General features: G+C 47.5%; 16 protein-coding genes. 15 read left to right on the forward strand and 1 reads right to left on the reverse strand.

Annotation, left to right across the window (positions count from 1 at the left end):
- Positions 1–261: 261 nt before the first annotated feature.
- From AS034_RS08510 to AS034_RS08565, 12 genes are all read left to right on the forward strand, one after another.
- The gene (locus AS034_RS08510) at positions 262–1,482 is read left to right on the forward strand and encodes a substrate-binding domain-containing protein (protein WP_032089232.1); all 1,221 of its coding nucleotides are present in this window, start codon (positions 262–264) and stop codon (positions 1,480–1,482) included.
- 103 nt (positions 1,483–1,585) lie between these two features.
- Positions 1,586–2,350: an ABC transporter ATP-binding protein gene (locus tag AS034_RS08515; protein WP_411159309.1), complete on the forward strand. Its 765-nt coding sequence runs from the start codon at positions 1,586–1,588 to the stop codon at positions 2,348–2,350.
- A complete protein-coding gene (locus AS034_RS08520) occupies positions 2,334–3,041 on the forward strand; it encodes an ABC transporter ATP-binding protein (RefSeq protein ID WP_032089223.1) in 708 nt (235 codons plus the stop codon). The genes AS034_RS08515 and AS034_RS08520 overlap by 17 nt, the downstream gene beginning before the upstream one ends.
- A 13-nt stretch (positions 3,042–3,054) precedes the next feature.
- Positions 3,055–3,915, forward strand: coding sequence for a branched-chain amino acid ABC transporter permease (locus tag AS034_RS08525; protein WP_058298211.1), 861 nt, complete (start codon positions 3,055–3,057; stop codon positions 3,913–3,915).
- Positions 3,916–3,919: 4 nt separating this feature from the next.
- Positions 3,920–4,918, forward strand: coding sequence for a branched-chain amino acid ABC transporter permease (locus tag AS034_RS08530; protein WP_058298212.1), 999 nt, complete (start codon positions 3,920–3,922; stop codon positions 4,916–4,918).
- 13 nt (positions 4,919–4,931) lie between these two features.
- Positions 4,932–5,942: a 3-oxoacyl-ACP synthase gene (locus AS034_RS08535; RefSeq protein ID WP_058298213.1), complete on the forward strand. Its 1,011-nt coding sequence runs from the start codon at positions 4,932–4,934 to the stop codon at positions 5,940–5,942.
- 14 nt (positions 5,943–5,956) lie between these two features.
- Positions 5,957–6,868: an intracellular short-chain-length polyhydroxyalkanoate depolymerase gene (gene phaZ, locus AS034_RS08540; RefSeq protein WP_032089220.1), complete on the forward strand. Its 912-nt coding sequence runs from the start codon at positions 5,957–5,959 to the stop codon at positions 6,866–6,868.
- Positions 6,865–7,608, forward strand: coding sequence for a 3-oxoacyl-ACP reductase FabG (fabG, locus tag AS034_RS08545; RefSeq protein WP_058298214.1), 744 nt, complete (start codon positions 6,865–6,867; stop codon positions 7,606–7,608). Before phaZ ends, fabG begins: the two co-directional genes overlap by 4 nt.
- A gap of 35 nt (positions 7,609–7,643) precedes the next feature.
- Positions 7,644–8,807: a thiolase family protein gene (locus tag AS034_RS08550; protein WP_058298215.1), complete on the forward strand. Its 1,164-nt coding sequence runs from the start codon at positions 7,644–7,646 to the stop codon at positions 8,805–8,807.
- 282 nt (positions 8,808–9,089) lie between these two features.
- Complete coding sequence (locus tag AS034_RS08555; RefSeq protein ID WP_244888150.1) at positions 9,090–10,187, forward strand: endonuclease; 1,098 nt, start codon at positions 9,090–9,092, stop codon at positions 10,185–10,187.
- A gap of 380 nt (positions 10,188–10,567) precedes the next feature.
- On the forward strand, positions 10,568–12,055 hold the full coding sequence (locus AS034_RS08560) for a class I adenylate-forming enzyme family protein (protein ID WP_058298217.1): 1,488 nt from the start codon (positions 10,568–10,570) through the stop codon (positions 12,053–12,055).
- A 48-nt stretch (positions 12,056–12,103) separates the two neighbouring features.
- A complete protein-coding gene (locus tag AS034_RS08565; RefSeq protein WP_058298218.1) occupies positions 12,104–12,649 on the forward strand; it encodes a GNAT family N-acetyltransferase in 546 nt (181 codons plus the stop codon).
- 12 nt (positions 12,650–12,661) lie between these two features.
- Here AS034_RS08565 and AS034_RS08570 read toward each other — a convergent pair whose 3' ends face one another.
- A complete protein-coding gene (locus AS034_RS08570) occupies positions 12,662–13,837 on the reverse strand; it encodes an MFS transporter (protein ID WP_058298219.1) in 1,176 nt (391 codons plus the stop codon).
- 170 nt (positions 13,838–14,007) lie between these two features.
- Here AS034_RS08570 and addB point away from each other — a divergent pair, with 170 nt between their 5' ends.
- The 3 genes from addB to AS034_RS08585 all read left to right on the forward strand — a co-directional run bounded on the left by addB (position 14,008) and on the right by AS034_RS08585 (position 21,671).
- A complete protein-coding gene (gene addB / locus AS034_RS08575) occupies positions 14,008–17,499 on the forward strand; it encodes a helicase-exonuclease AddAB subunit AddB (RefSeq protein ID WP_058298220.1) in 3,492 nt (1,163 codons plus the stop codon).
- On the forward strand, positions 17,492–21,262 hold the full coding sequence (addA, locus tag AS034_RS08580) for a helicase-exonuclease AddAB subunit AddA (RefSeq protein WP_058298719.1): 3,771 nt from the start codon (positions 17,492–17,494) through the stop codon (positions 21,260–21,262). The genes addB and addA overlap by 8 nt, the downstream gene beginning before the upstream one ends.
- Before the next feature lie 100 nt (positions 21,263–21,362).
- Positions 21,363–21,671, forward strand: a complete 309-nt coding sequence (locus AS034_RS08585; protein WP_058298221.1) for a hypothetical protein — start codon at positions 21,363–21,365, stop codon at positions 21,669–21,671.
- The last annotated feature ends 57 nt before the right edge of the window (positions 21,672–21,728 follow it).

Genomic DNA, 21,728 nt, shown 5'->3' on the forward strand with positions numbered 1-21,728 from the left:
GGCCGATTTGCCTTATGCCCCACGCTTCTGGGCAAAGCCCTTTCGCTTTTCGTTTTGTCCAGCTCCAGGGCTTAGAAGCACATGTCATAAGTCAAACCGGCCAAGAAGGCAAAGAACGCCTTCGTGACCGATTTGCCTTATGCCCCACGCTTCTGACCAAACCCCTTCCGCTTTTCGGTTTTGTAACTCATTTGTAACTCCCATTCCCTACGATGGTGTCAAAGCTATTTTGCTTTAGTTTTTAAACAAGGGGGAGTAAAGATGAAGAAATCGATGAAGTGGCCGGCTTTGGTGATGGTGCTGTCAGGTATGCTGGTTATGTCAACGGCCTGTAACTCGGAGTCCAGCAGCGGGTCAGGCGGCGGATCCTCAGATAAGGAAACGGTGAAGGTCGGGGTGCTTGCTTCGTTGACCGGGGCTTTGGAGTCTTACGGGAAGCAGACGCAAAGGGGATTTGAACTGGGCTTGGAATATGCCACGGACGGTACGATGGAAGTGGCCGGTAAGAAAATAGAAGTCGTATTTGAAGATACGGAAACAAAACCGGAAGTGGCGGTTCAAAAGGCAACAAAATTATTGGAAGAGGATGAAGTGGATTTCCTGGTGGGATCCTCAAGTTCAGGGGATACCCTGGCGGTGCTTCCGCTGGCCGAAGAATATGAAAAGATCATGGTTGTAGAACCTGCGGTAGCTGACAGTATTACAGGTTCAGAGTTTAATCCATATATATTCAGAACGGCACGGAACTCGTCACAGGACGCAGTGGCAGGAGCGGCCGCCATTGCTAAAGATGGGGTGAAGATTGCGACACTGGCGCCTGACTATTCGTTTGGCCGTGATGGGGTGGCTGCGTTCAAGGGAGCGGCAGAGAAGCTGGGAGCGGAAATTGTCCATGAAGAGTATGCAGATCCTGCAGCGACGGACTTCACATCCAATATCCAAAAAGTGATTGAAGCAAAGCCTGATTATTTATTTGTCATTTGGGCGGGTGCGAATTCACCCTGGAATCAAATTGCTGATATGAAGCTTCAGGACAAAGGAATAAAGATTTCGACCGGTGCACCGGATATCGCTGCCCTGTCGGCGATGGAACCGCTTGTCGGTATGGAAGGCTTCTCGGTTTATTATCATGAGCTGCCTGATAATGAAATCAATGACTGGCTAGTGGAAGAGCATAAGAAGAAATATGACGGAGAGGTTCCTGATTTGTTCACTCCGGGAGGCATGAGTGCTGCGATTTCGATTGTGGAAGCCATCAAAAAGACAGAAGGGGATCTAGACCCGGATACATTGATCGAAACGATGGAAGGGATGAGCTTCGAGACGCCTAAAGGGAAAATGACGTTCCGTGAAGAGGATCATCAGGCATTGCAGACTCTTTATGCAATCAGGCTGGAAAAGAAAGAAGGGGTGCCGTATCCGGTTCCTGTGTTGATCAGAGAGCTTTCACCTGAAGAAACTGCTCCTCCAATCATGAATTAAGGCAGGGCTGACCGGCTTTCCTTGCTCCCGTCCCGGCGGAACAGGGCATGGAAGCGGTCAGCCTTTTCCTGAATATCAATCCTTAAAAGAATGGGTGATAGATGTGGCGATTTTAGAAACGAAAGATTTAACGATAAAATTCGGCGGCCATACAGCGGTTGATAACGTTTCCTTTACTGTTCCGGAAAAGGAATTCAAATCGATCATCGGCCCGAATGGTGCGGGGAAGACGACCCTGTTTAACTTATTGAGCGGCCAGTTGAAACCGACGGGCGGGGATGTGTATCTGAAAGGCAGGAATGTGACGAAGTTGTCCCCTGCGAAGAGGGCACGGCTCGGTATCGGCAGGTCCTTTCAGATAACGAATGTATTCCCGAATCTGACAGTTTTAGAGAATGTAAGACTGGCAGTCCAGTCCAAGAGGGGGATCCGGTATATCATGCACCGGAATAAAAGCAGCTTCAGGGAGATCATGGATGAAGCCCACCGTTTGATCGGGCTGGTGATGCTCACGAAGAAAACCGATTTCCTTGCCGTGAATCTTGCACACGGAGAAAAGAGAAAACTTGAGATTGCGATGCTGCTCGCGCTCGATACAGAGATCCTGCTGCTTGATGAACCGACGGCAGGCATGTCTTTGGAAGAGGTTCCCGCGATTTTGGATGTGATCCGGAAGATCAAAGAGCAGGAAAGCAAAACGATTGTACTGATCGAACACAAAATGGACATGATCATGGATCTTTCCGATTCCATCATGGTGTTATTCAACGGACGTCTCCTTGCCGATGATCACCCCAAGGAAATCATGAAGAATGAACAAGTGCAATCGGCTTATCTGGGAGGGCTATACGATGAGCACACTGCTTAAAGTGGAGAATATCGAAACGTATATAGGTCAGTATCATATCCTTCAGGGCGTCTCGTTTGAAGTGAAGAAGGGAGAGGTCACCGTACTTCTTGGAAGGAACGGTGCAGGGAAAACCACGAGTCTCAGGAGCATCATGGGCCTGACGCCTCCTTCATCGGGGAAAATCATATATAAAGGGGAGGAGATCCAGGGGCTGCCGACGTTTAAGACTGCTGACAAAGGGATCGGGTATGTGCCTGAAGATCAGGGGATATTCGGGGACCTGACTGTAGAGGAAAATATGAAAGTGGCGATGCGGAAACAGGACGTGGAAACAAAGGACAGGATGAATTGGATCATCGATCTTTTCCCGGATCTAAAGAAATTCTGGAAGAAGGCCGGGGGGAATTTGAGCGGGGGACAAAAGCAAATGCTGTCAATCGCGAGAGCTTATCTGAATGATAACGATTTGATTCTCATTGACGAACCGAGTAAGGGGCTTGCTCCGATCGTTGTGGAAAAAGTGATGGAATCCATCGTTGAAATGAAAGAAAGGACAACAATCCTTCTCGTGGAGCAGAATTTCATCATGGCGAGCAAGATAGGGGACCGGTTCTATATCATCGACGATGGAAAGACGGTCCATGACGGGCAGATGGAGATGCTTGTGAAAGATGACGATATGAAGAAGAAATATCTGGGGATTGCATAAAGGAGGCGGTCATATGGACCTCATCATCAATTTAGCGCTGAACGGCCTGGCGACAGGGATGCTGATTTTTCTGCTGGCAGCCGGTTTGACTTTGATTTTTGGGTTGATGGATGTTTTGAATTTTGCCCATGGAGGATTATTTGCGTGGGGGGCTTACAGCGGTGTGTGGCTCTATGCTTTGACGGACAGTTTTGTCCTGGGGATCATCGGGGCCGTAGTGACGGGGTTGATTCTGGGGATGGTGACCGAAAAGTTCATCATTCAGCCTGTTTACGGGAATCACGTGCAGCAGATTCTGATCACGTTAGGGTTCATGCTCGTTCTCTCGGAATTATTGAAAGTGGTATGGGGCCCGAATCAATTATCAGCAAGAGCTCCTGATTACCTTGCGGGCAGCTGGGTGATAGGAGATGTCATCATCATTAAATACAGGCTCTTTATCATTGCAACAGGTCTCTTCATCTTTGGCGTTGTCCAGCTCATTTTGAAGAAAACAAAAGTAGGATTGGTCGTGCGTGCAGGCGTCATGAACAAGGAAATGGTAGAGGCATTTGGAATCAATATCAAAAAAGTTTTCATGTATGTATTTATGGTGGGCTCTGCACTTGCGGCACTGGGCGGGATTTTACTTGCTCCTTATTCAGGTGTGATTTATGCCGAAATGGGAATGGAATTTGCGATCCTTGCGTTCATCGTCGTGGTGATCGGGGGGATGGGAAGCTTTCCAGGATCCCTGTTTGCAGCCATTTTGGTAGGGATGACAGGTTCGTTTATGACCTATTACGTCCCTGAGTTATCACTCGCCGTCAACATGATACTGATGGCGCTCGTACTCATTTTCAGGCCGCAGGGATTATTTACAGTAAAGGGGTGAGGTAATGAAAATCCTTCAGAGCCGTTCAAATATGTTTATGGGGATCGCACTTCTTATTTTGGTGCTGTTTCCTTTGTTTAATGATTCAAGAAGCATGATGATCCTGCTGACTCAAATCTTCATTTTCGGGATCTTTGCGATGAGTTATGATCTTCTGCTGGGATACACAGGCATCGTTTCATTCGGGCATGCCATGTTTTTCGGAATTGGGGCGTATTCTACAGGGATCTTTTTGGACCGGATGGAACCTACCATGATGTGGTTTTTCATTTCCCTGCTGGCTGGTTTCGCTGTTGCGGGAATCGTCAGCTATATTGTCGGTCTCCTGACCCTGCGCCTCAAAAGCCACTTTTACGCCATGCTGACCCTGGCTTTTGCAGGATTGTTCCTGGTTTTGGCAGAGAAATGGAGGACACTTACATTTGGGAATGATGGATTTACATTCCGGACACCGGATTTCATGAAAGACAGGATGACCTTTTATTTTGCGTGCCTTGCAGTGATGGCCGCGGTGTATTTTATCCTCAAAAGGTTTACACAATCCCCCGCAGGTTCGGTTCTTCAGGCTATAAGGGAAAACGAGCAAAGAGCTGAATCCCTGGGCTTTCACGTCCTTCATTACAAAATCATCGCAAGTGTCATCGCAGGGGTGCTGGCTAGTCTTGCAGGATCGCTTTATGCCATTTCCTTACGCTTTGTGAACACGAGCGTCTTTACAATGGATATCACGCTTGATGCGCTGCTGATGACCATCATAGGCGGGGTCGGCACACTGATCGGTGCAATCATCGGGGCAGGGTTGATTGAGTTTGCCCACCACTGGCTGACGGAACTTGCTGGCACGTATCCGATATTTGAAAGGTGGATCATTTTTTTCGGGATTCTTTACATCCTTGCAGTCATGTTCTTCCCTGCCGGCATTGTTGGATCGCTGCGGAAAATAGGCAGTAAGAAGAAAACAGTGAAGAAACAGCGGCCAGAGGAAAAGAAAATAGCAGGATGAGGAGGGGAGCGCCATGACAGTCGGTATACTGAGTACGGGGATTTATTTGCCGGAAAAAACCATGACGGGCCAGGAAATTGCCGAGAAAGCAGGACTTCCGGCAGAAGTTGTCGAAAACAAAATGGGAATAAGAAAGAAAACGGTTCCAGGACCGGGGGACCATACTTGTGCCATGGGAATCAAAGCAGCAAAGTCTGCCATTGAAAAAGCTGGACTGGATCCTAAAGAGATAGATGTTGTCATTTACGTGGGGGAAGAACATAAGGAATATCCTTTATGGACGGCAGCCATCAAGCTGCAGGAAGAGATCGGAGCCTACCGTGCATGGGCGTTCGACACCTCTCTGCGGTGCGGGACGACGATTATGGCGATGAAACTTGCCAAAAGTCTTATGGAAACCGACCCCGACATCAGAACGGTGCTTCTTGCCGGAGGATATCGAAACAGTGATTTCATCAATTATAAAAACGAGAGTACTCGTTTCATGTTTAATCTTGCAGCCGGTGGAGGTGCGATGATCCTTCAAAAAGGATTGAAAAAAAACCTGCTGATGGAGACGGCGATTGTGACAGATGGTTCTTTTTCAGAAGATGTCATTGTCCCGGTAGGCGGCACGGTGGAGCCCCTGACTTCCACCATACTTGCGGAGGATCGTTATTTCCTTGATGTACCGGATCCCGGTGGAATGAAAAAAAGACTGGAACAAAAATCGATGGATAACTTTTTGAAGGTGATCCGGGAATCTCTTTATAAAAGCGGCTATGAAGAAGGTGACATTGGGTATGCAGCGATTCTTCATATGAAGAAATCTGCTCACCATTATGTGCTTAAGGAATTGGGATTGAATGATGAGCAATCGATCTATCTTGAGGACTATGGTCATATCGGTCAATTTGATCAGATTCTTTCACTTGAGCTTGCGGCACAAAGGGGCATATTGAAAGAAGGCGATGTCGTCGTATTTGTAAGTGCCGGTATCGGTTACGCATGGGGCGCAGCGACAATCATTTGGGGCGAATCCTAAAGGAGGGACTGAAAATGGCAGAGGTTGAAATGAAAAAAGTGCTGCTCGCGAATGGGGAAACAATGGCTTACCGTGAAAGAAATGGAGGTCATCTGCCTGTAGTGCTGGTACATGGGAATATGACTTCTTCAAAACACTGGGATCTGCTGATGGAACGAATGGACCAACGATACAAACTTTATGCGATCGATATGAGGGGATTCGGCGAATCCAGTTATTCACAACCGATTACAGGCATTAAAGATTTATCCCTCGATTTAAAAGACTGGGTTGATGAATTGGGGCTGGAAGAATTTTGCCTCGTCGGGTGGTCGACAGGGGGGGCAGTGGCCATGCAATTCGCCGCGGATCATCCGGGATATTGCGATAAGCTGATATTATTAGCCTCGGCTTCAACCAGGGGATATCCATTTTTCGGTACAAAAGAGGATGGCTCCCCAGATTTAGGAAATCGGTTGACAACGTTGGATGAAGTGAAAAGGGATAAAGGGAAGACCCTTCCGGTGCAGAGGGCGTATGACGAAAATGACAGGGAATTCCTGCGCACATTATGGAATGCACTGATTTATACGGACTCGCAGCCGGATCCGGTTCTCTATGAGGAATATATCGATGACATGAGGACTCAGCGTAACCTCGCAGAAATCTATCATGCTTTAAATACCTTCAACATCAGTGAGCGTCATAACGGACTGGTGGAAGGAACAGCTCAGGCCGGCTCGATAAAGATACCCGCTCTTGTATTGAGAGGTGACCGGGATTATGTGATAACGAATGCGATGGCCAGTGAGATTGTGGAAGACATTGGTGAGAATGCGCGATTTAAAGAGTTGAAGAATAGCGGTCATTCTCCTTTGGTGGATGACCTGGACCAACTGCTTGAGGCAATCACATCGTTTATGCAGCAAAAGGAGGAAATATCATGAGGCTGGAAAGTAAAGTGGCTCTTATTACGGGAGCTGCAAATGGAATCGGATATGCAGCAGCTGAAGTTTTCATAAAAGAAGGCTGTCATGTTGCTCTCGTAGATTTTGATGAAGAAACAGGGAGAGATAAAGAACGCTCATTGAATGAGGTTGGTGCTGGAAAGGCGGTATTCTTCCAAGGGGATGTGGCGGACCGGCATTCTGTGGACAGTTTCGTCTCAGCAGCCAAAGAACATTTCGGAAAGATTGATATTCTCATTAATAACGCAGGTATCACAAGAGATGGGATGCTTCACAAGCTTTCTGAAGAAAACTTCCAAAAAGTGATCGATGTCAACTTGACCGGTGTGTTCAACTGTACGCAAGCTGTCCTTCCCCACCTGGTGGAAAACGGAAAGGGGAAAATCATCAATACTTCTTCGGTAAGCGGAGTATACGGTAATGTGGGACAGACAAATTATGCTGCAGCAAAAGCAGCTGTGGTAGGAATGACGAAAACGTGGGCAAAGGAGCTGGGCCGCAAAGGAATCAATGTCAATGCGGTCGCACCGGGATTCACTGAAACCGGCATGGTTGCAAGCGTTCCTGAGAAGGTAATCGAGGGGATGAAATCGATGATTCCGCTCGGGAGGCTCGGCAAGCCAGAAGATATCGCAAAAGCTTATCTTTATCTGGCATCTGATGACAGTGATTATGTGAATGGGACCGTCCTTCATGTGGACGGCGGAATCATGATGTAAAAAAATCGTACAACAATGAAAGGGGAAGAGTAATTATGAGAAACGTAGTCATCACATCGGCCCTTCGTACACCGGTTGGAGCATTCAAAGATTTACTGCCGACAGATTTGATTGTACCTGTCATGAAGGAAGCGGCGAAACAAAGCAAACTGGATTCGAATGAGATCGATGAAGTGATCCTCGGCCATTGTATCCAGCGCACCGATCAGCCGAATACGGCCAGGACGGCAGCGCTGCTTGCAGGCTTTGCCGATACGACAACAGGCTTCACGGTTCAGAGGCAGTGTGCAAGCGGGATGCAGGCCATCATCTCGGCCGCCATGCAGATCCAGACAGGGTTGTCGGATATTGTTTTGGCAGGGGGAGTGGAAGCCATGAGCTCCAGTCCGTATATATTAAAACAGCACCGTTTCGGCCAAAGGTTACAGCATGGTGAGATCCGTGATTCGGTATGGGAAGTGCTAGAGGATCCAATTCACGGCATCATGATGGGGGAAACAGCAGAAAACCTTGCAGAATCTCATGATATTTCACGTGAAGAACAGGATCAATTCGCCATGCTGAGCCACCAAAGAGCGGTGAATGCCATCGAAAAGGGACATTTTGACTCGCAAATCGTTCCGGTTACGGTAAAGGAACGAAAAGGGGAAAAGGTTATCGATACGGATGAAGGTCCGCGTCCGGGACTGTCTGCTGACAAACTTGCTAAATTGAAGCCTGCATTCAGGGAAGGCGGGACTGTGACAGCAGGCAACTCTTCCAGTTTGAACGACGGAGGAGCAGCACTGATCCTGATGAGCGAAGAGGAAGCAGAAAAAAGAGGGCTGGAGCCGCTTGCACGGATTACGGGATACTCTGTTGCGGGTGTTGATCCTAAGATCATGGGCATCGGCCCTGTACCGGCTGTTCAAAAGGGTTTACATAAAGGGGACTGGACATTGGATGAAATTGATTTGTTCGAAATCAATGAGGCATTCGCCGCACAGTATCTCGCTGTTGAGAAGGAGCTGGGCCTTGACCGTAATAAGGTGAATGTGAATGGAAGCGGCATCAGTATCGGGCATCCAGTCGGATGCACCGGTGCACGCCTCGCCGTCTCGCTTGTACATGAACTGAAGAGGCAGGATCTCAAGAAGGGAATTGCTTCTTTGTGTGTAGGCGGAGGCATGGGGGCATCTGTTTTGATTGAACGTTTATAAGTCTACTATGGGGAAGCGCCGTCGAAGAACAGGACGGCGCTTTTATTTGTGTGATAACACCCAATTCCCTCCAACCAGGAGTGCTTTTATCCTAACCCGGCATGGTCGGTTTTACTTATTTTTGAAAATTTACATTCATTTTACCCTTTTTCAAAATTTTATATTGTACGCTAAAGGTATACCAGCATTAAGGAGGCGTTACGTTTGAAAAAAGTTTCAGGCAAGCTGATCAGTATCCTTACCTTGTCCGTCCTCGTTTTATTAAGCTGCAGCGGCGTACAAGTGGACAAAACAGATGCAGCAGGAAGCGGTACGTGGGATTCACCTTATTCTGTAAGCCAGGCAATCGGAAATCAGACAGGTTCAGTCCATTCAGTCGAGGGCTACGTTGTTGGGCAGCCAACCTCGGAGTCATCTGTCGTGACAGAGAACTTCCCGAATGATTATGCACTGGCTCTGGCTGATACGCCATCGGAAACGAATGTCAATGAAATGATTTATGTACAGATCCCTTCTTCATTCCGTTCGAACTACGGTCTCAGAAGCAATCCGTCACTCATGGGGGAAAAGCTGAAAGTTACGGGAAGCCTGACAGATTACTTCTCTCATCCAGGTGTGAAGTCGACTTCTGCTTTTGAAGAAGCAGCAGGGGGAACCGACCCGGAAGATCCGGCCGACCCTTCTGATCCGCCAGCCTATGAAGAATACTATTCAGCTGCAGATGGAAAAACAGGATCCGCCCTTAAAACGGCGCTGCACGAGATCATCGATGATCATACCACGCTATCCTATAGTGAAGTGTGGACAGCGCTTCGGAACACAGACGAAGATCCGGCCAACTCAAACAATGTCCTTCTGCTATACTCCGGCCGCTCACAATCAAAGACGACGAACGGCGGCGGTGTGGACGACTGGAACCGGGAACACGTCTGGGCGAAGTCACACGGTGACTTTGGCACTGCCCAGGGACCGGGAACAGACCTTCACCATCTCCGCCCCACCGACGTGACGGTCAATTCCACCAGGGGGAATCTCGACTTTGACAATGGAGGCACCGAACATAGTGAAGCTGCCGGAAATTACTATGACGGAGACTCCTGGGAGCCCCGTGACGAAGTAAAGGGCGACGTTGCCCGCATGATTTTCTACATGGCAGTCCGCTATGAAGGAGACAGCGGTGAAGTGGATCTGGAGTTAAATGAAAATGTGAATAACGGAAGTGCACCCTATCACGGGAAAATGTCCGTTCTACTAGAGTGGAACGAGGAAGACCCGGTAGATTCCAGGGAAATCCGCCGCAATAATATTATTTATAAAGACTATCAAGGAAACCGGAACCCATTCATCGATCATCCGGAATGGGCGGAGATGATTTGGTAATAGTTCAGATTGAAGTTTGGCACCCGGGGGAGGAAGATGTCCCCCGGGTTTTTTTATCGGAAAATGGTAGTTTATGAGGGGGAAAGTCTATTTTTTACTGATCATTTAATCCCTGTGGAACTCCCGCTCAGATGATTGAAGGGCGGCAGCCTGAGCCGGCTCGTCCCTTCCTTAATTGTGCTGCTTTCAGGATTATCGTGCTTGAATCCATATTATGGTGCCAATTCCCCGCTAATTGTGCCTGCTGTCGAAAAGTATCCATCCCATTATCTCTGCAGTACCCTGAATCCCTTCCATTATTGAGCGCCTGAAAAACCTGTAACTCATTTGTAACTCCCCTTCCCTAAAATAAATCCTATCCAAACCAAGGAGGAGATGACATGGGAATGGTGACGGATTGGCTGCAGAAGCGATCGATCATTTCTCCTGACAGAGTGGCGCTTGTAAATGGAGCCACCAATGAAATGATTACGTACCGCTCACTTGATGCAAGAGCTGCAAAGTGGGCTTACTATATGAAAGAAAAAGGAATAAAAAAAGGCGACCGCGTTGTCTTTATATGTAAAAATCATCCTGTCTGTTTTGAATTGCTGTTTGCCTGCAGTAAAATAGGCGCGATCTTTGTCCCGTTAAACTGGAGATTGTCAGCTGCTGAGATCGAATCGCTCATCGGGGACTGTTCGCCTGATCTGGTTTTCTATCAAGCTGACTTTGAGCATGGGTTCAATGCGGTGCTGAAAGGGCACCGGGCGGAAAGAATAGACGAAGCGGCAGAAGAAGCGTACAACGGAGTGGAACTGGTTTCTGAAATCATTCGGGATAAAGATGATCCGTGGGTCATGATTTATACCGGAGGGACGACCGGCAAGTCGAAGGGTGTCATCCTTTCCTATAGATCAATTAACGCGAATGCCCTGAATACGGTAATCAGCTGGAATCTGACTGAAGAGGATGCGACAATCACGTATCTCCCGACCTTTCATACCGGAGGGCTCAATGCCCTGTCACTGCCTATTCTCATGGTCGGCGGGAAAGTGGTGACTTCTGAACGATTTGTGCCGCAGCAGGCAATCGATATGCTGAACCATCATGTATGTACGATTGTACTGCTGGTGCCCACGATGTATCACGATCTCTTGGAAGAAGAGGACTTCGAATATGCTTCTTTTCCGAAGATGAAGGTGTTTTTATCGGGGGGAGCACCATGTCCGGGAAAGGTCTATGATGCCTTCAAAGCAAAAGGAATCCATTTTAAAGAAGGGTACGGACTGACCGAAGCGGGACCGAATAATTTCTATATCGACCCCGGTAAAATGAAGAAGGGATCGATTGGGAAATCGATGATGCTCAATGAAGTGAAGGTTGTGGACCAAGAGGGGAAATGTGTGAAATATGGAGACGTAGGCGAGCTCCTTCTCGGTGGAGACCATCTTTTTAAAGAATACTGGAATATGCCGGAAGAAACAGCTGCGGTGCTTAAGGACGGCTGGCTACACACTGGGGATTTGGCAAGAATCGATCATGAGGGTGATTATTATATCGTCGGCCGAAAAAAAGATATGATCATTTCAGGGGGGGAAAATATTTATCCACAGGAAATCGAACACTGGTTATGTGAACACCCGTCCATTTCAGAGTGTGCCGTCGTAGGGATGCCGCATGAAAAATGGGGAGAGGTCGTGACCGCCTTTATGAAAATCCGTGAAGGCAGAATGATGACGGGCAGTGAAGCAAAGGCTTATTGTCTTGAAAAATTCGGGGCATTCAAGATACCCAAGCAGTACCACTTTATCGATGACATACCTAAAACAGATGTAGGGAAAGTGAATAAAAAACGTTTAGTGGAAGGTTTTTTACGCACCCAATAAAGGAAAAACGCATACTCTCTCGAATATTGTTAACTCGAGGTGATCACAATGAAATCATTACTTACTGGCCAACACATTCATTTGACAAGTTTGAGCGAAGACGATGCGGGTCTCCTGATGAAGTGGAGCAGAAATGAAAAGCTTCAACGGCTCTTGGACGCCATTCCATACAAACCGAAGTCTGAGGATGAAGTGAAGAAATGGATAGGGGGAGAAGATCAAAGTACCCGCCTGTTCGCTATCCGGTTAAAAGACAGCGGGCGCTTGATCGGATATGCCGAACTTGACGGGATACTCTGGGCGCACCGGGTCGGCGGGCTATCGATACTAATCGGTGAGGAAGAATATCAGGGCAGGGGATTAGGCAGGGAAGCGCTGGAATGTCTGCTGGATTTTTCATTCCATGAACTCAATTTGCATCGTCTCCAGTTGACTGTGTTTTCTTATAATACACATGCCATCCGTTTGTACGAAAATCTAGGGTTCACAAAAGAAGGCAGTTTCCGCGAATTTTTGCAGAGGGACGGAAAACGCCATGATATGTATTTATACGGAATGCTGGCAGATGAATGGCAAAATAAAAAAGAAGGATGAACTCCTTCTTTTTTATTTTGCCCCTCCGCTATCTTCTTTAAATCGGCCGCCGCCCCTGATAGTCAGAAGGCTCCCCAGGAGAATATTCACTGTGTAACACAAGACCAGCAATGCCAATGACTGTAAATACCCCAATTTCATCGCCGCGAGAGGAGCAAGACTGGTCCCGCCCAGTAAGATGAACGAGTATAGGCTCAGTGCCTGGCTCCTTTCACCCTTGCTGATATCCCCGATCAGGGTGATGACTGTCGGGATCAATAGGGAGATCGAAGAGACAAATAGAATGGAAGAAGTCATCAAAAAAAGCGGATGGACCGTATAGTAGTAGAAATATGATATGACAAAAGACAGAATGGCAATTGCAAATCCAATAAATAATGTTTTATAGGCTCCAAGCTTTTCGAGCAGCCTTCCTGTATAGAGAGAGAGTACAACACCGATCAGACCTGTAAGTCGTGTTTGTAAAAGGAGGTCGTCTTTTCCAGAAAGGAACCTTGTCAAACTGTCATAATACACGACAAAAGAAGAGAGAAGAGTAAATACAATACCATAAAGCATAAGAAGCTTCCTGTTTTGCAGGAGCCTGAAAAGGATAATTGCCGGCTGCCTGTCGTAATTGTATGCAGAAACAGGAGTCCCCGGCAATATTTTCTTCCCCATGAGGAAAAGGAAGAGATACATAATGGAAAAGAATATGAATACAGCCGTCCAATGGCTGATGCCCGTGATCCACTCGCTTACTAACTGACCAAGGATGCCCGCGAAAAGAAACCCCGAATTGATCAAGGCGAGGAGAAGTGTCCTCCTTTTTCCTTCAAAAAGGTCGTACGTATAAGAGAAAGCCACCGGTGCAAAGCTTCCCAGACAAAACCCCTGCAGCCCCCGAGTAAAGGATAAACTCCAGGAATCGAAGGAAAACATGACCAGTGCAGTTGAGAGGGCTGAAACAAGCATGCCTAGCACTAATATTTCCTTCTTCCCGAACCGGTCAGCTATATTGGCGAATGTCAATAAACCGCAAGCGTAAAAAAAAGTAAACGAACTGCCGGCAACAACGACTGATTCTGAAGGGATTCCTAATGAGGAGGCTATCTCACCGTAAATAGGGATGAATGTATAGATATTGCATGCAACCATGATGCCCATGCTGACAAGTAAAATAGAAATCAATTTAAAAGAGATCTGCATAATCACGCTCACCTGCCTTCTTTACTCTATGCGGAAGCTCCCAAATATTTTCATGATAGAATGAAGCAGGATGGATTTGCTCAGAGAGAGAATGGTTTATAATGGACCTATACAAAAATTCAAGCAACCTGTTGGTTATCATAGAAATACATAATTAAAGGAGTGAGAGCATGACTGTCAGATTTATACTGGGACGGGCAGGTACCGGCAAGAGCCACGGAATGCTGTCAGAGATAAAAGAAAAGCTGCGCGGGCAGCCGAACGGAAAGCCGATCATTTATCTGGTGCCCGACCAGATGTCGTTTATATCAGAATATGAATTGGTCAACACTCCCGGATTGAACGGGATGATACGTGCGCAGGTCTTCAGTTTTACGAGGCTGGCATGGAAAATCCTCCAGGAAACAGGGGGGATGAGCCGTTATCATCTCTCGAGCGTCGGTTTGAATATGCTGATCAGGAAAATTATCGAAGAGAAGAAGGATGATCTCCGCATCTTTTCGAAGGCGTCTGAGAAAACGGGTTTCATTGATCATGTTGAGACGATGCTGACAGAATTCAAGCGGTATTGCGTGAAGCCCCAGGAGCTTGAGGCTTTCAACCGGGAAGAAGGCCAATCCAAGGTTTTAAGGGATAAACTTCATGACCTTGAACTGATCTATGAGAATTTCGAAGAGAAGCTCATGGGTAAATATATAGATTCAGAGGATTATTTCCAGCTCCTTGCGGATAATGTGAAGAACTCTGAGCTTCTTAAAGATGCAGAAATCTATATTGACGGCTTTCACAGCTTTACGCCGCAGGAATATCTCATCATTGAACAGCTGATCACACACAGCAGGGAGGTCACAATCGCCCTGACTGCTGATTCAAGTCAGCAGTTCGGACCGATGAATGAGCTGAGCCTGTTCAGGATGACGAACGAGACGTATGATACCCTTCAGGAAATCTGCAAAAGAACCCGCCAGCCGGTCGAAGAGCAGGAGTATATAAAGCCTATACGCTTCAGGAGCGGCTCTATGCTGCACATCGAAAGACATTTTGAGGAACGCCCTGCTGTTGTTTATACCGGCGGGGATGCACGTGATTCCATTCAGTTCCTCGAGGCGGCCAACCGCCGTGCGGAAATCGAGGGGATTGCGAGGGAAATCAGGAAGCTTGCACGGACTGAAGGTTACAGGTACAAGGATATAGCGGTACTCGTCAGGAACAGTGCGGATTACCGCGATAAGATTGAAACGATATTCCAAGATTTCGAGATTCCTTTTTTCCTTGATCAGAAAAGGACAATGCTAAATCATCCATTGATTGAACTGATCCGGTCGACACTCGAGATCATGAATTCCAACTGGAGATATGAACCAGTATTCAGGGCTGTTAAAACGGATTTGTTATTTCCCTATCAGAAGGACCCATCCGAACTGCGCGAGCAGATGGACCGTCTCGAGAATTATGTTCTTGCCTACGGGATACAGGGGGAACGATGGACGGGTAAAGAACGTTGGAAATACCGCCGCTTCAGGGGCCTGGAGCACGTCGATGCCCCTCAGACAGACAGGGAGAGGGAGCTTGAGCATGAAATCAATGAGCTCAGACTGTTCATCTCGGCACCGATTGTCCGGCTGGGCAAAAGGCTGAAGAAGCAGCGGACCGGAAGGGGATTCTGCGAGACGCTTTATCTTTATCTTGAAGAACTTGATATTCCTGCAAAGCTTGAACGCTTGAGGATACAGGCTGAAGAACGCGGGGATCTCGTTGCTGCCAGGGAACATGATCAGGCATGGAGTGCGGTCATTGAATTGCTTGACCAGTATGTGGAGATGCTCGGGGATGAGGAAACGACTGTTAAGAAATTCGCCTCCATTCTGGACGCGGGTATGGAATCGATGAAGTTCTCGCTTGTGCCGCCGGCGATCGATCAGGTCATCATAGCCGATCTGGAAAAGTCCAGGCTTGCTGATATCAGGGCTGCGTTCATGATCGGCATCAATGACGGGGTCCTTCCAGCAAAGATGGGCGAGGAAGGCGTTTTATCGGACGAAGACAGGGAGGCAATGCTCCAAAGGGGATTCAAGATTGCACCGACGAATCGGACAAAGCTGCTGGATGAAGAATTCGTCGCGTATAAAGCATTCACAACCCCGAGTGAAAGGCTGTATATCAGCTATCCGATAGCAAATGAAGAAGGAAAGGCACTCCTTCCTTCATCGCATATTAAAAGACTGAAAGAGATGTACCCGGAAGCGGCTGAGAAAATGCTGGTCAATGAGCCTTCAGAACTCCCGGAAGAAGAGCAGCTGCATTATGTATGCCACCCGAATGTCACGATATCGCACCTGACTTCCCAGCTTCAGCTGAAAAAAAGGGAGTATCCGATATATGATTTCTGGTGGGATGTGTATAACTTTTATGCCGGCTCTGCAGAGTGGAAGTGGCAGGCACAGCATATCCTGACCAGCTTGTTCTATGAAAATAAAGCGGAGAGACTGACTGAAGAAACGAGCAGGGACCTTTACGGCGAGCAGATCCTTGCGAGTGTATCCAGGATGGAGCTCTTCAACAGCTGTCCTTTCTCCCACTTCGCCAGTCACGGACTGAAGCTCAGGGAAAGGGAATTCTTCAAGCTTGAGGCGCCTGATATCGGCGAGATGTTCCATTCCGCCCTAAAATGGATATCGGATGAAGTGGAGAAACACGGGCTTACTTGGGCAGGACTCACGAAAGCCCAATGCCTGCAGCTGGCCAGGGACGCAGTGAGGATGCTGGCTCCCAAGCTGCAGCATCAAATCCTGCTAAGTTCAAACCGCCTTCATTATATTGCAAAGAAGCTTGAACACATCATCGGCCGTGCAAGCCTCATCCTGAGTGAGCATGCGAAGGCGAGCGGATTCGTTCCAGTCGGGGTGGAACTTGGATTTGGACCGAATGCAGAACTGCCGCCGTTTCAATTCCAATTGAAAAATGGCACGAAGATGGAATTGCAGGGACGGATTGACCGGGTGGACAAGGCTGAAGATGAAAGCGGGGTGTATCTCCGCATCGTGGACTATAAATCGAGTGCAAGGGACCTTGATGTAACCGAGGTGTATTATGGACTTGCCCTTCAGATGCTGACGTATCTCGATATCGTATTATCACATTCGAAGCAATTCGTCGGTAAGGAAGCTAAGCCTGCAGGAGTATTATATTTCCATGTCCATAATCCGATGATCAACAGTAAAAAGATATTGACTCTGGATCAGATAGAGAATGAAATCTTCAAGAGCTTCAAGATGAAAGGGCTCGTACTCGGGGACTCCGACATCATCCGTTTGATGGACAGGACCCTTGAATCAGGTAATTCCGATATCATTTCAGCAGGAATTAAAAAAGACGGGACTCTTTCATCAAGGTCCAAGGCGGCTTCGAACGAAGATTTCCATTATATGCGCAAGCATGTACGTAAAGTGTATGAAGATGCAGGCAATCAGATCGTCACCGGCGCGGTGGATATAACACCTTATAAACTTAAGGACAGGACACCGTGCCAATTTTGTTCATACCGTCCTGTCTGTCAATTCGATCAGGCCCTCGAGGAGAATGAATACAGGGTTCTCCGGGCGGCTAAAGCAGATGATCTGCTTGCAAAATTAAGAGAGGAGGGAAAGGATGAAAATGAGTAATAGCAACATTCCGGTAAAACCCGAGGATGTCACCTGGACGGACGATCAGTGGAAAGCAATCTGGGCCAAGGGGCAGGATATACTCGTTGCTGCAGCTGCCGGTTCCGGTAAAACGGCGGTTCTTGTGGAACGAATCATACAACGCATCCTTTCTGAAGAAGACAGGCTGGATGTCGATGAGCTACTAGTCGTAACGTTTACAAACGCATCCGCTGCTGAAATGAGGCACCGTATCGGCCAGGCGATCGAAAAGGCAATCGATGAAGATCCCCACTCCACACATCTCAGAAAGCAGCTCAGCCTGTTGAATCGTGCTTCGATTTCGACATTGCACTCTTTTTGTCTTGAAGTGATCCAGAAATATTATTATCTGATCGATGTCGATCCCGGGTTCAGGATCGCAGATGAAACAGAGGGTGATCTGCTCCGTGACGAAGTGGTTGATGAATTATTTGAAGATGAGTATGGAAAAGAAGACAATACGGCATTTTTCAGGCTTGTGGATACCTATACTAATGACCGCAGTGATGGTGCCCTTCAGGAGATGATAGGAAAACTGTACGACTTTTCACGATCCCACCCGAATCCTGAAAGATGGCTGAGGGATCTGACGGAGATGTATGACATCAGTGAGGAAGCAGACATCGATTCACTATCTATCGCAGATCCGCTGAAAGTCGATATCGGTTTACAGCTTCAAGGTGCGCGCACTCTATTTCAACGGGCGCTTGATTTAACGAAAGTCCCGGGAGGTCCGTCACCAAGGGCCGTGAATTTCGAAGATGACCTCGAGGTAGTGAATGGTCTTATACTGGCAGCTGAGGATTCATGGAATGCCCTCTATGAGAAAATGCAGACCCTTCATTTTACGAAACTTAAGCCGTGCAGAGGTGATGAATTCGATAAAGATCTTGCAGATGATGCGAAAAAACTCCGTGATCAGGGGAAGAAAATGCTTGAGAAACTGCAGGAAGAATTTTTCATGAGAAACCCGCAGTCTTTTTTGGCGGACATGAGGAAAATGAAAGACTCCATCCAGACTCTCTCCGAACTCGTCATTGAGTTCGGGCGCCGCTTCAAGGCTGTAAAAGAAGAGCGTGGCCTTGTTGACTTTGCAGACCTGGAGCATTTCTGCCTGGATATCCTGAGGGATCCGGCTGAAAGCGGGAAGATTCAGCCGTCGGAAGCAGCACTGCAATACAAACAAAAATTCAAAGAGGTCCTCGTGGATGAGTATCAGGATACCAATATGGTTCAGGAATCCATTCTCCTTCTAATAACAGGTGAAGAAGAACATTCGGGAAACAGATTTATGGTTGGGGATGTCAAGCAGTCGATCTACCGTTTCCGTCTGGCAGAACCGAATTTGTTCCTGACCAAGTATAACCGCTTCCTTCCTGAGACGGGTGAAGCAGGATTGAGGATTGATTTGTCGCAAAACTTCAGGAGCCGTAAAGAGGTTCTTGATGGCACAAACTTTTTATTCAAACAGATCATGGGCATTTCAGTGGGTGAAATGGAGTATAACAAAGAAGCGGAACTCGTGAAGGGGGCACCTTATCCGGAAGATAGGGGATATCCTGTCGAGGTGGCCCTGATCGATCAGGAAACCCCTGAAAAAACCCCTTCCCAGGCTGAAGATGAGTCTTTATCTGTTTTTGATGAAGAAGATATTGAAAAATCTGTTCTTGAAGCAAGATATATGGCCGGGAAAGTGAAAGAGATGATTGAAGGAAGAAGCCCTGTATTTGATCCGAAAACAAAAACAGAGCGTCCGATACAATACAAGGACATCGTGATCCTGCTTCGGTCTATGCCGTGGGCAGCTGAGATCATGGAAGAATTCAAACGCCAGGGCATCCCGATTTATGCGAATCTTTCCACGGGATATTTCGACGCAACGGAAATTTCCATTATGCTCTCGCTCCTTAAAGTGATCGATAATCCATACCAGGACATCCCGCTTGCATCGGTCCTCCGTTCCCCGATCGCAGGCCTGGATGAAGAGGGGCTCGCAAGCATCCGTATTCACTCAAAGGCGGGCAGCTATTATGAAGCGTTAAAGAAATTTTCCGAAGAGAAGCCTTCACGGTCCAGAGAGGAAGAGACTTTTGAGAAAGTGAAGCTCTTCCTTTATCAGCTGGACGGCTGGAGAACAAGGGCGAGACAGGGATCGGTGACAGAGCTGATTTGGCAGCTGTACCGCGATACCAGGTTTTACGACTATGTCGGCGGCATGGCGGGAGGTAAGCAGCGTCAAGCCAATCTCCGCGCGCTGTATGACAGGGCACGCCAGTATGAATCGACAAGCTTCCGCGGGTTATTCCGTTTCCTGAGGTTCATTGACCGCATGAGGGAACGGGGAGATGACCTCGGGGTGGCAAGGGCGCTGAGCGAGCAGGAAGATGTGGTCCGATTGATGACCATCCACTCCAGTAAAGGGCTGGAATTTCCGGTCGTTTTTGTGGCTGGTACGTCCAAGCAATTCAACTTGATGGATTTGAATGCTTCGTATTTGCTGGACAAGGACCTCGGTCTGGCAAGCAAATATACAGATCCTGATAAGAGGATTAGCTATCCTTCCCTTCCGCAGCTTGCTTTCAAGCGAAAGAAAAGGATGGAAGCCATTTCTGAAGAAATGAGGGTATTGTATGTGGCACTCACACGGGCCAAAGAGAAGCTGTTCCTGATCGGTACGGTAAAGAGCTTCGAGAAATCCGTGAAGAAATGGAAAAGTACCATGAAAGAGAGCGGATGGCTGCTTCCTGATTATGACCGGGCCGGTGCTTCATCTTATCTTGATTGGATAGGCCCTGCTCTTGTCCGTCATTCTCACTGCATCGAAATCCATGAAGGGGAACTGGGAGGGACCGGGCAAAACGAAGACATACAACTTCACCCTTCCTGCTGGAATGTGACAAAGATTCACAAATCCGACTTGAACCCTGAACAGGATGCCCCTGAGGAAATTGAAGATGACTGGAGAAAAGCAGTCAGGGACGGCAAAAAGGTTGCATCAGAATCTCTTCATAAGGAAGAGGTGTTTGAACGCCTTCTATGGAAATATCCCAATATGCGCGCAGCCAGCCTGCGTTCAAAACAGTCGGTGTCGGAATTGAAACGAATGTATGAAATAAGGGATGAATCCGCAAGTGTCGAGCTGCTCAGACGCCAGCAGAAGCCTGTTTATAACCGCCCTGCTTTCATGCAGGCAAAGGAGCTGTCACCTGCAGAGAAAGGGACGGCCATGCATACGGTCATGCAGCATATTTCATTTGAAGATGGCAAGCCGGATGAAGAGGCAGTCTCATCCCTATTGGAGGAGCTCGTTCAAAAAGAGATCATGACCGAGGAACAGCGAAAGTCCATTTCCGTCAGGAACATCCTTCGGTTCTTTGACAATGAACTGGGTGAGAGAATGGTGAAAGCAGATGAGATCCAAAGGGAGATCCCATTCAGTATGAGTGTTCCGCTGAAAGAAATTTCTGATACGGGTGAAGAGGCTGTGGAGGAAACCATCCTTGTGCAGGGTGTGATAGACTGTGTTTTCAGGGATGAAAACGGCCTTGTTCTCTTGGATTATAAAACAGACGGCATACATGACAGGTATAAAAACGGATTTGAAGAAGCGAAAGAAATACTTGAAAACCGCTACAAAGTGCAAATTGAGCTCTATACAAGAGCACTTGAATCAATATGGAAAGAATCAGTATCCGAAAAATACCTCTACTTCTTTGACGGAGGTCATTTACTGGAGTTGTAGCAGAAAAGCCGCCGCGGGATGGAATCATCCTGTGAGCGGCTTGTTTGATCTTAAATAGGGAACGATAGGAAACAAATACTGGACAGGGAATTGATATGATATGAAGAATAAAACGACGGGAACATGTGAACTTTGTGCACGGCAGCAAGTCGCTGTAACCGTGCACCATTTGACCCCGAAAGAAGTCGGAGGTGCATACATGCCGACTGCGGAAATATGCATTCCATGCCATAAACAAATCCACTCACTCTACACCAATGAAGAACTTGGAGCCAGATTGAATTCTATCGAAGTATTAAGACAGGATGAGAAAATCGGAAAATTCATCAAATGGATCCGCAAGCAGCCGTCATCAAAATTAGTCAAGACGAAAAAAAGCAATGATCGCAGGAATAGGAAGAGGCAGTGAAAAACTGCGGGAGGTTTAAAGGATAAAACAAAAAGCAAAAAGCCTTGGCACAGACTT

The sequence above is a fragment of the [Bacillus] enclensis genome (assembly GCF_001456935.1).
Lineage (GTDB): Bacteria > Bacillota > Bacilli > Bacillales > Bacillaceae_B > Rossellomorea > Rossellomorea enclensis.

Coding starts and splice junctions, on each gene's coding strand:
- AS034_RS08585 (WP_058298221.1), top strand. CDS start 21,363: ATGAAGAATAAAACGACGGGAACATGTGAACTTTGTGCACGGCAGCAA.
- AS034_RS08525 (WP_058298211.1), top strand. CDS start 3,055: ATGGACCTCATCATCAATTTAGCGCTGAACGGCCTGGCGACAGGGATG.
- addB (WP_058298220.1), top strand. CDS start 14,008: ATGACTGTCAGATTTATACTGGGACGGGCAGGTACCGGCAAGAGCCAC.
- AS034_RS08570 (WP_058298219.1), bottom strand. CDS start 13,837: ATGCAGATCTCTTTTAAATTGATTTCTATTTTACTTGTCAGCATGGGC.
- AS034_RS08520 (WP_032089223.1), top strand. CDS start 2,334: ATGAGCACACTGCTTAAAGTGGAGAATATCGAAACGTATATAGGTCAG.
- AS034_RS08565 (WP_058298218.1), top strand. CDS start 12,104: ATGAAATCATTACTTACTGGCCAACACATTCATTTGACAAGTTTGAGC.
- AS034_RS08535 (WP_058298213.1), top strand. CDS start 4,932: ATGACAGTCGGTATACTGAGTACGGGGATTTATTTGCCGGAAAAAACC.
- AS034_RS08550 (WP_058298215.1), top strand. CDS start 7,644: ATGAGAAACGTAGTCATCACATCGGCCCTTCGTACACCGGTTGGAGCA.
- phaZ (WP_032089220.1), top strand. CDS start 5,957: ATGGCAGAGGTTGAAATGAAAAAAGTGCTGCTCGCGAATGGGGAAACA.
- AS034_RS08530 (WP_058298212.1), top strand. CDS start 3,920: ATGAAAATCCTTCAGAGCCGTTCAAATATGTTTATGGGGATCGCACTT.
- AS034_RS08510 (WP_032089232.1), top strand. CDS start 262: ATGAAGAAATCGATGAAGTGGCCGGCTTTGGTGATGGTGCTGTCAGGT.
- AS034_RS08560 (WP_058298217.1), top strand. CDS start 10,568: ATGGGAATGGTGACGGATTGGCTGCAGAAGCGATCGATCATTTCTCCT.
- fabG (WP_058298214.1), top strand. CDS start 6,865: ATGAGGCTGGAAAGTAAAGTGGCTCTTATTACGGGAGCTGCAAATGGA.
- addA (WP_058298719.1), top strand. CDS start 17,492: ATGAGTAATAGCAACATTCCGGTAAAACCCGAGGATGTCACCTGGACG.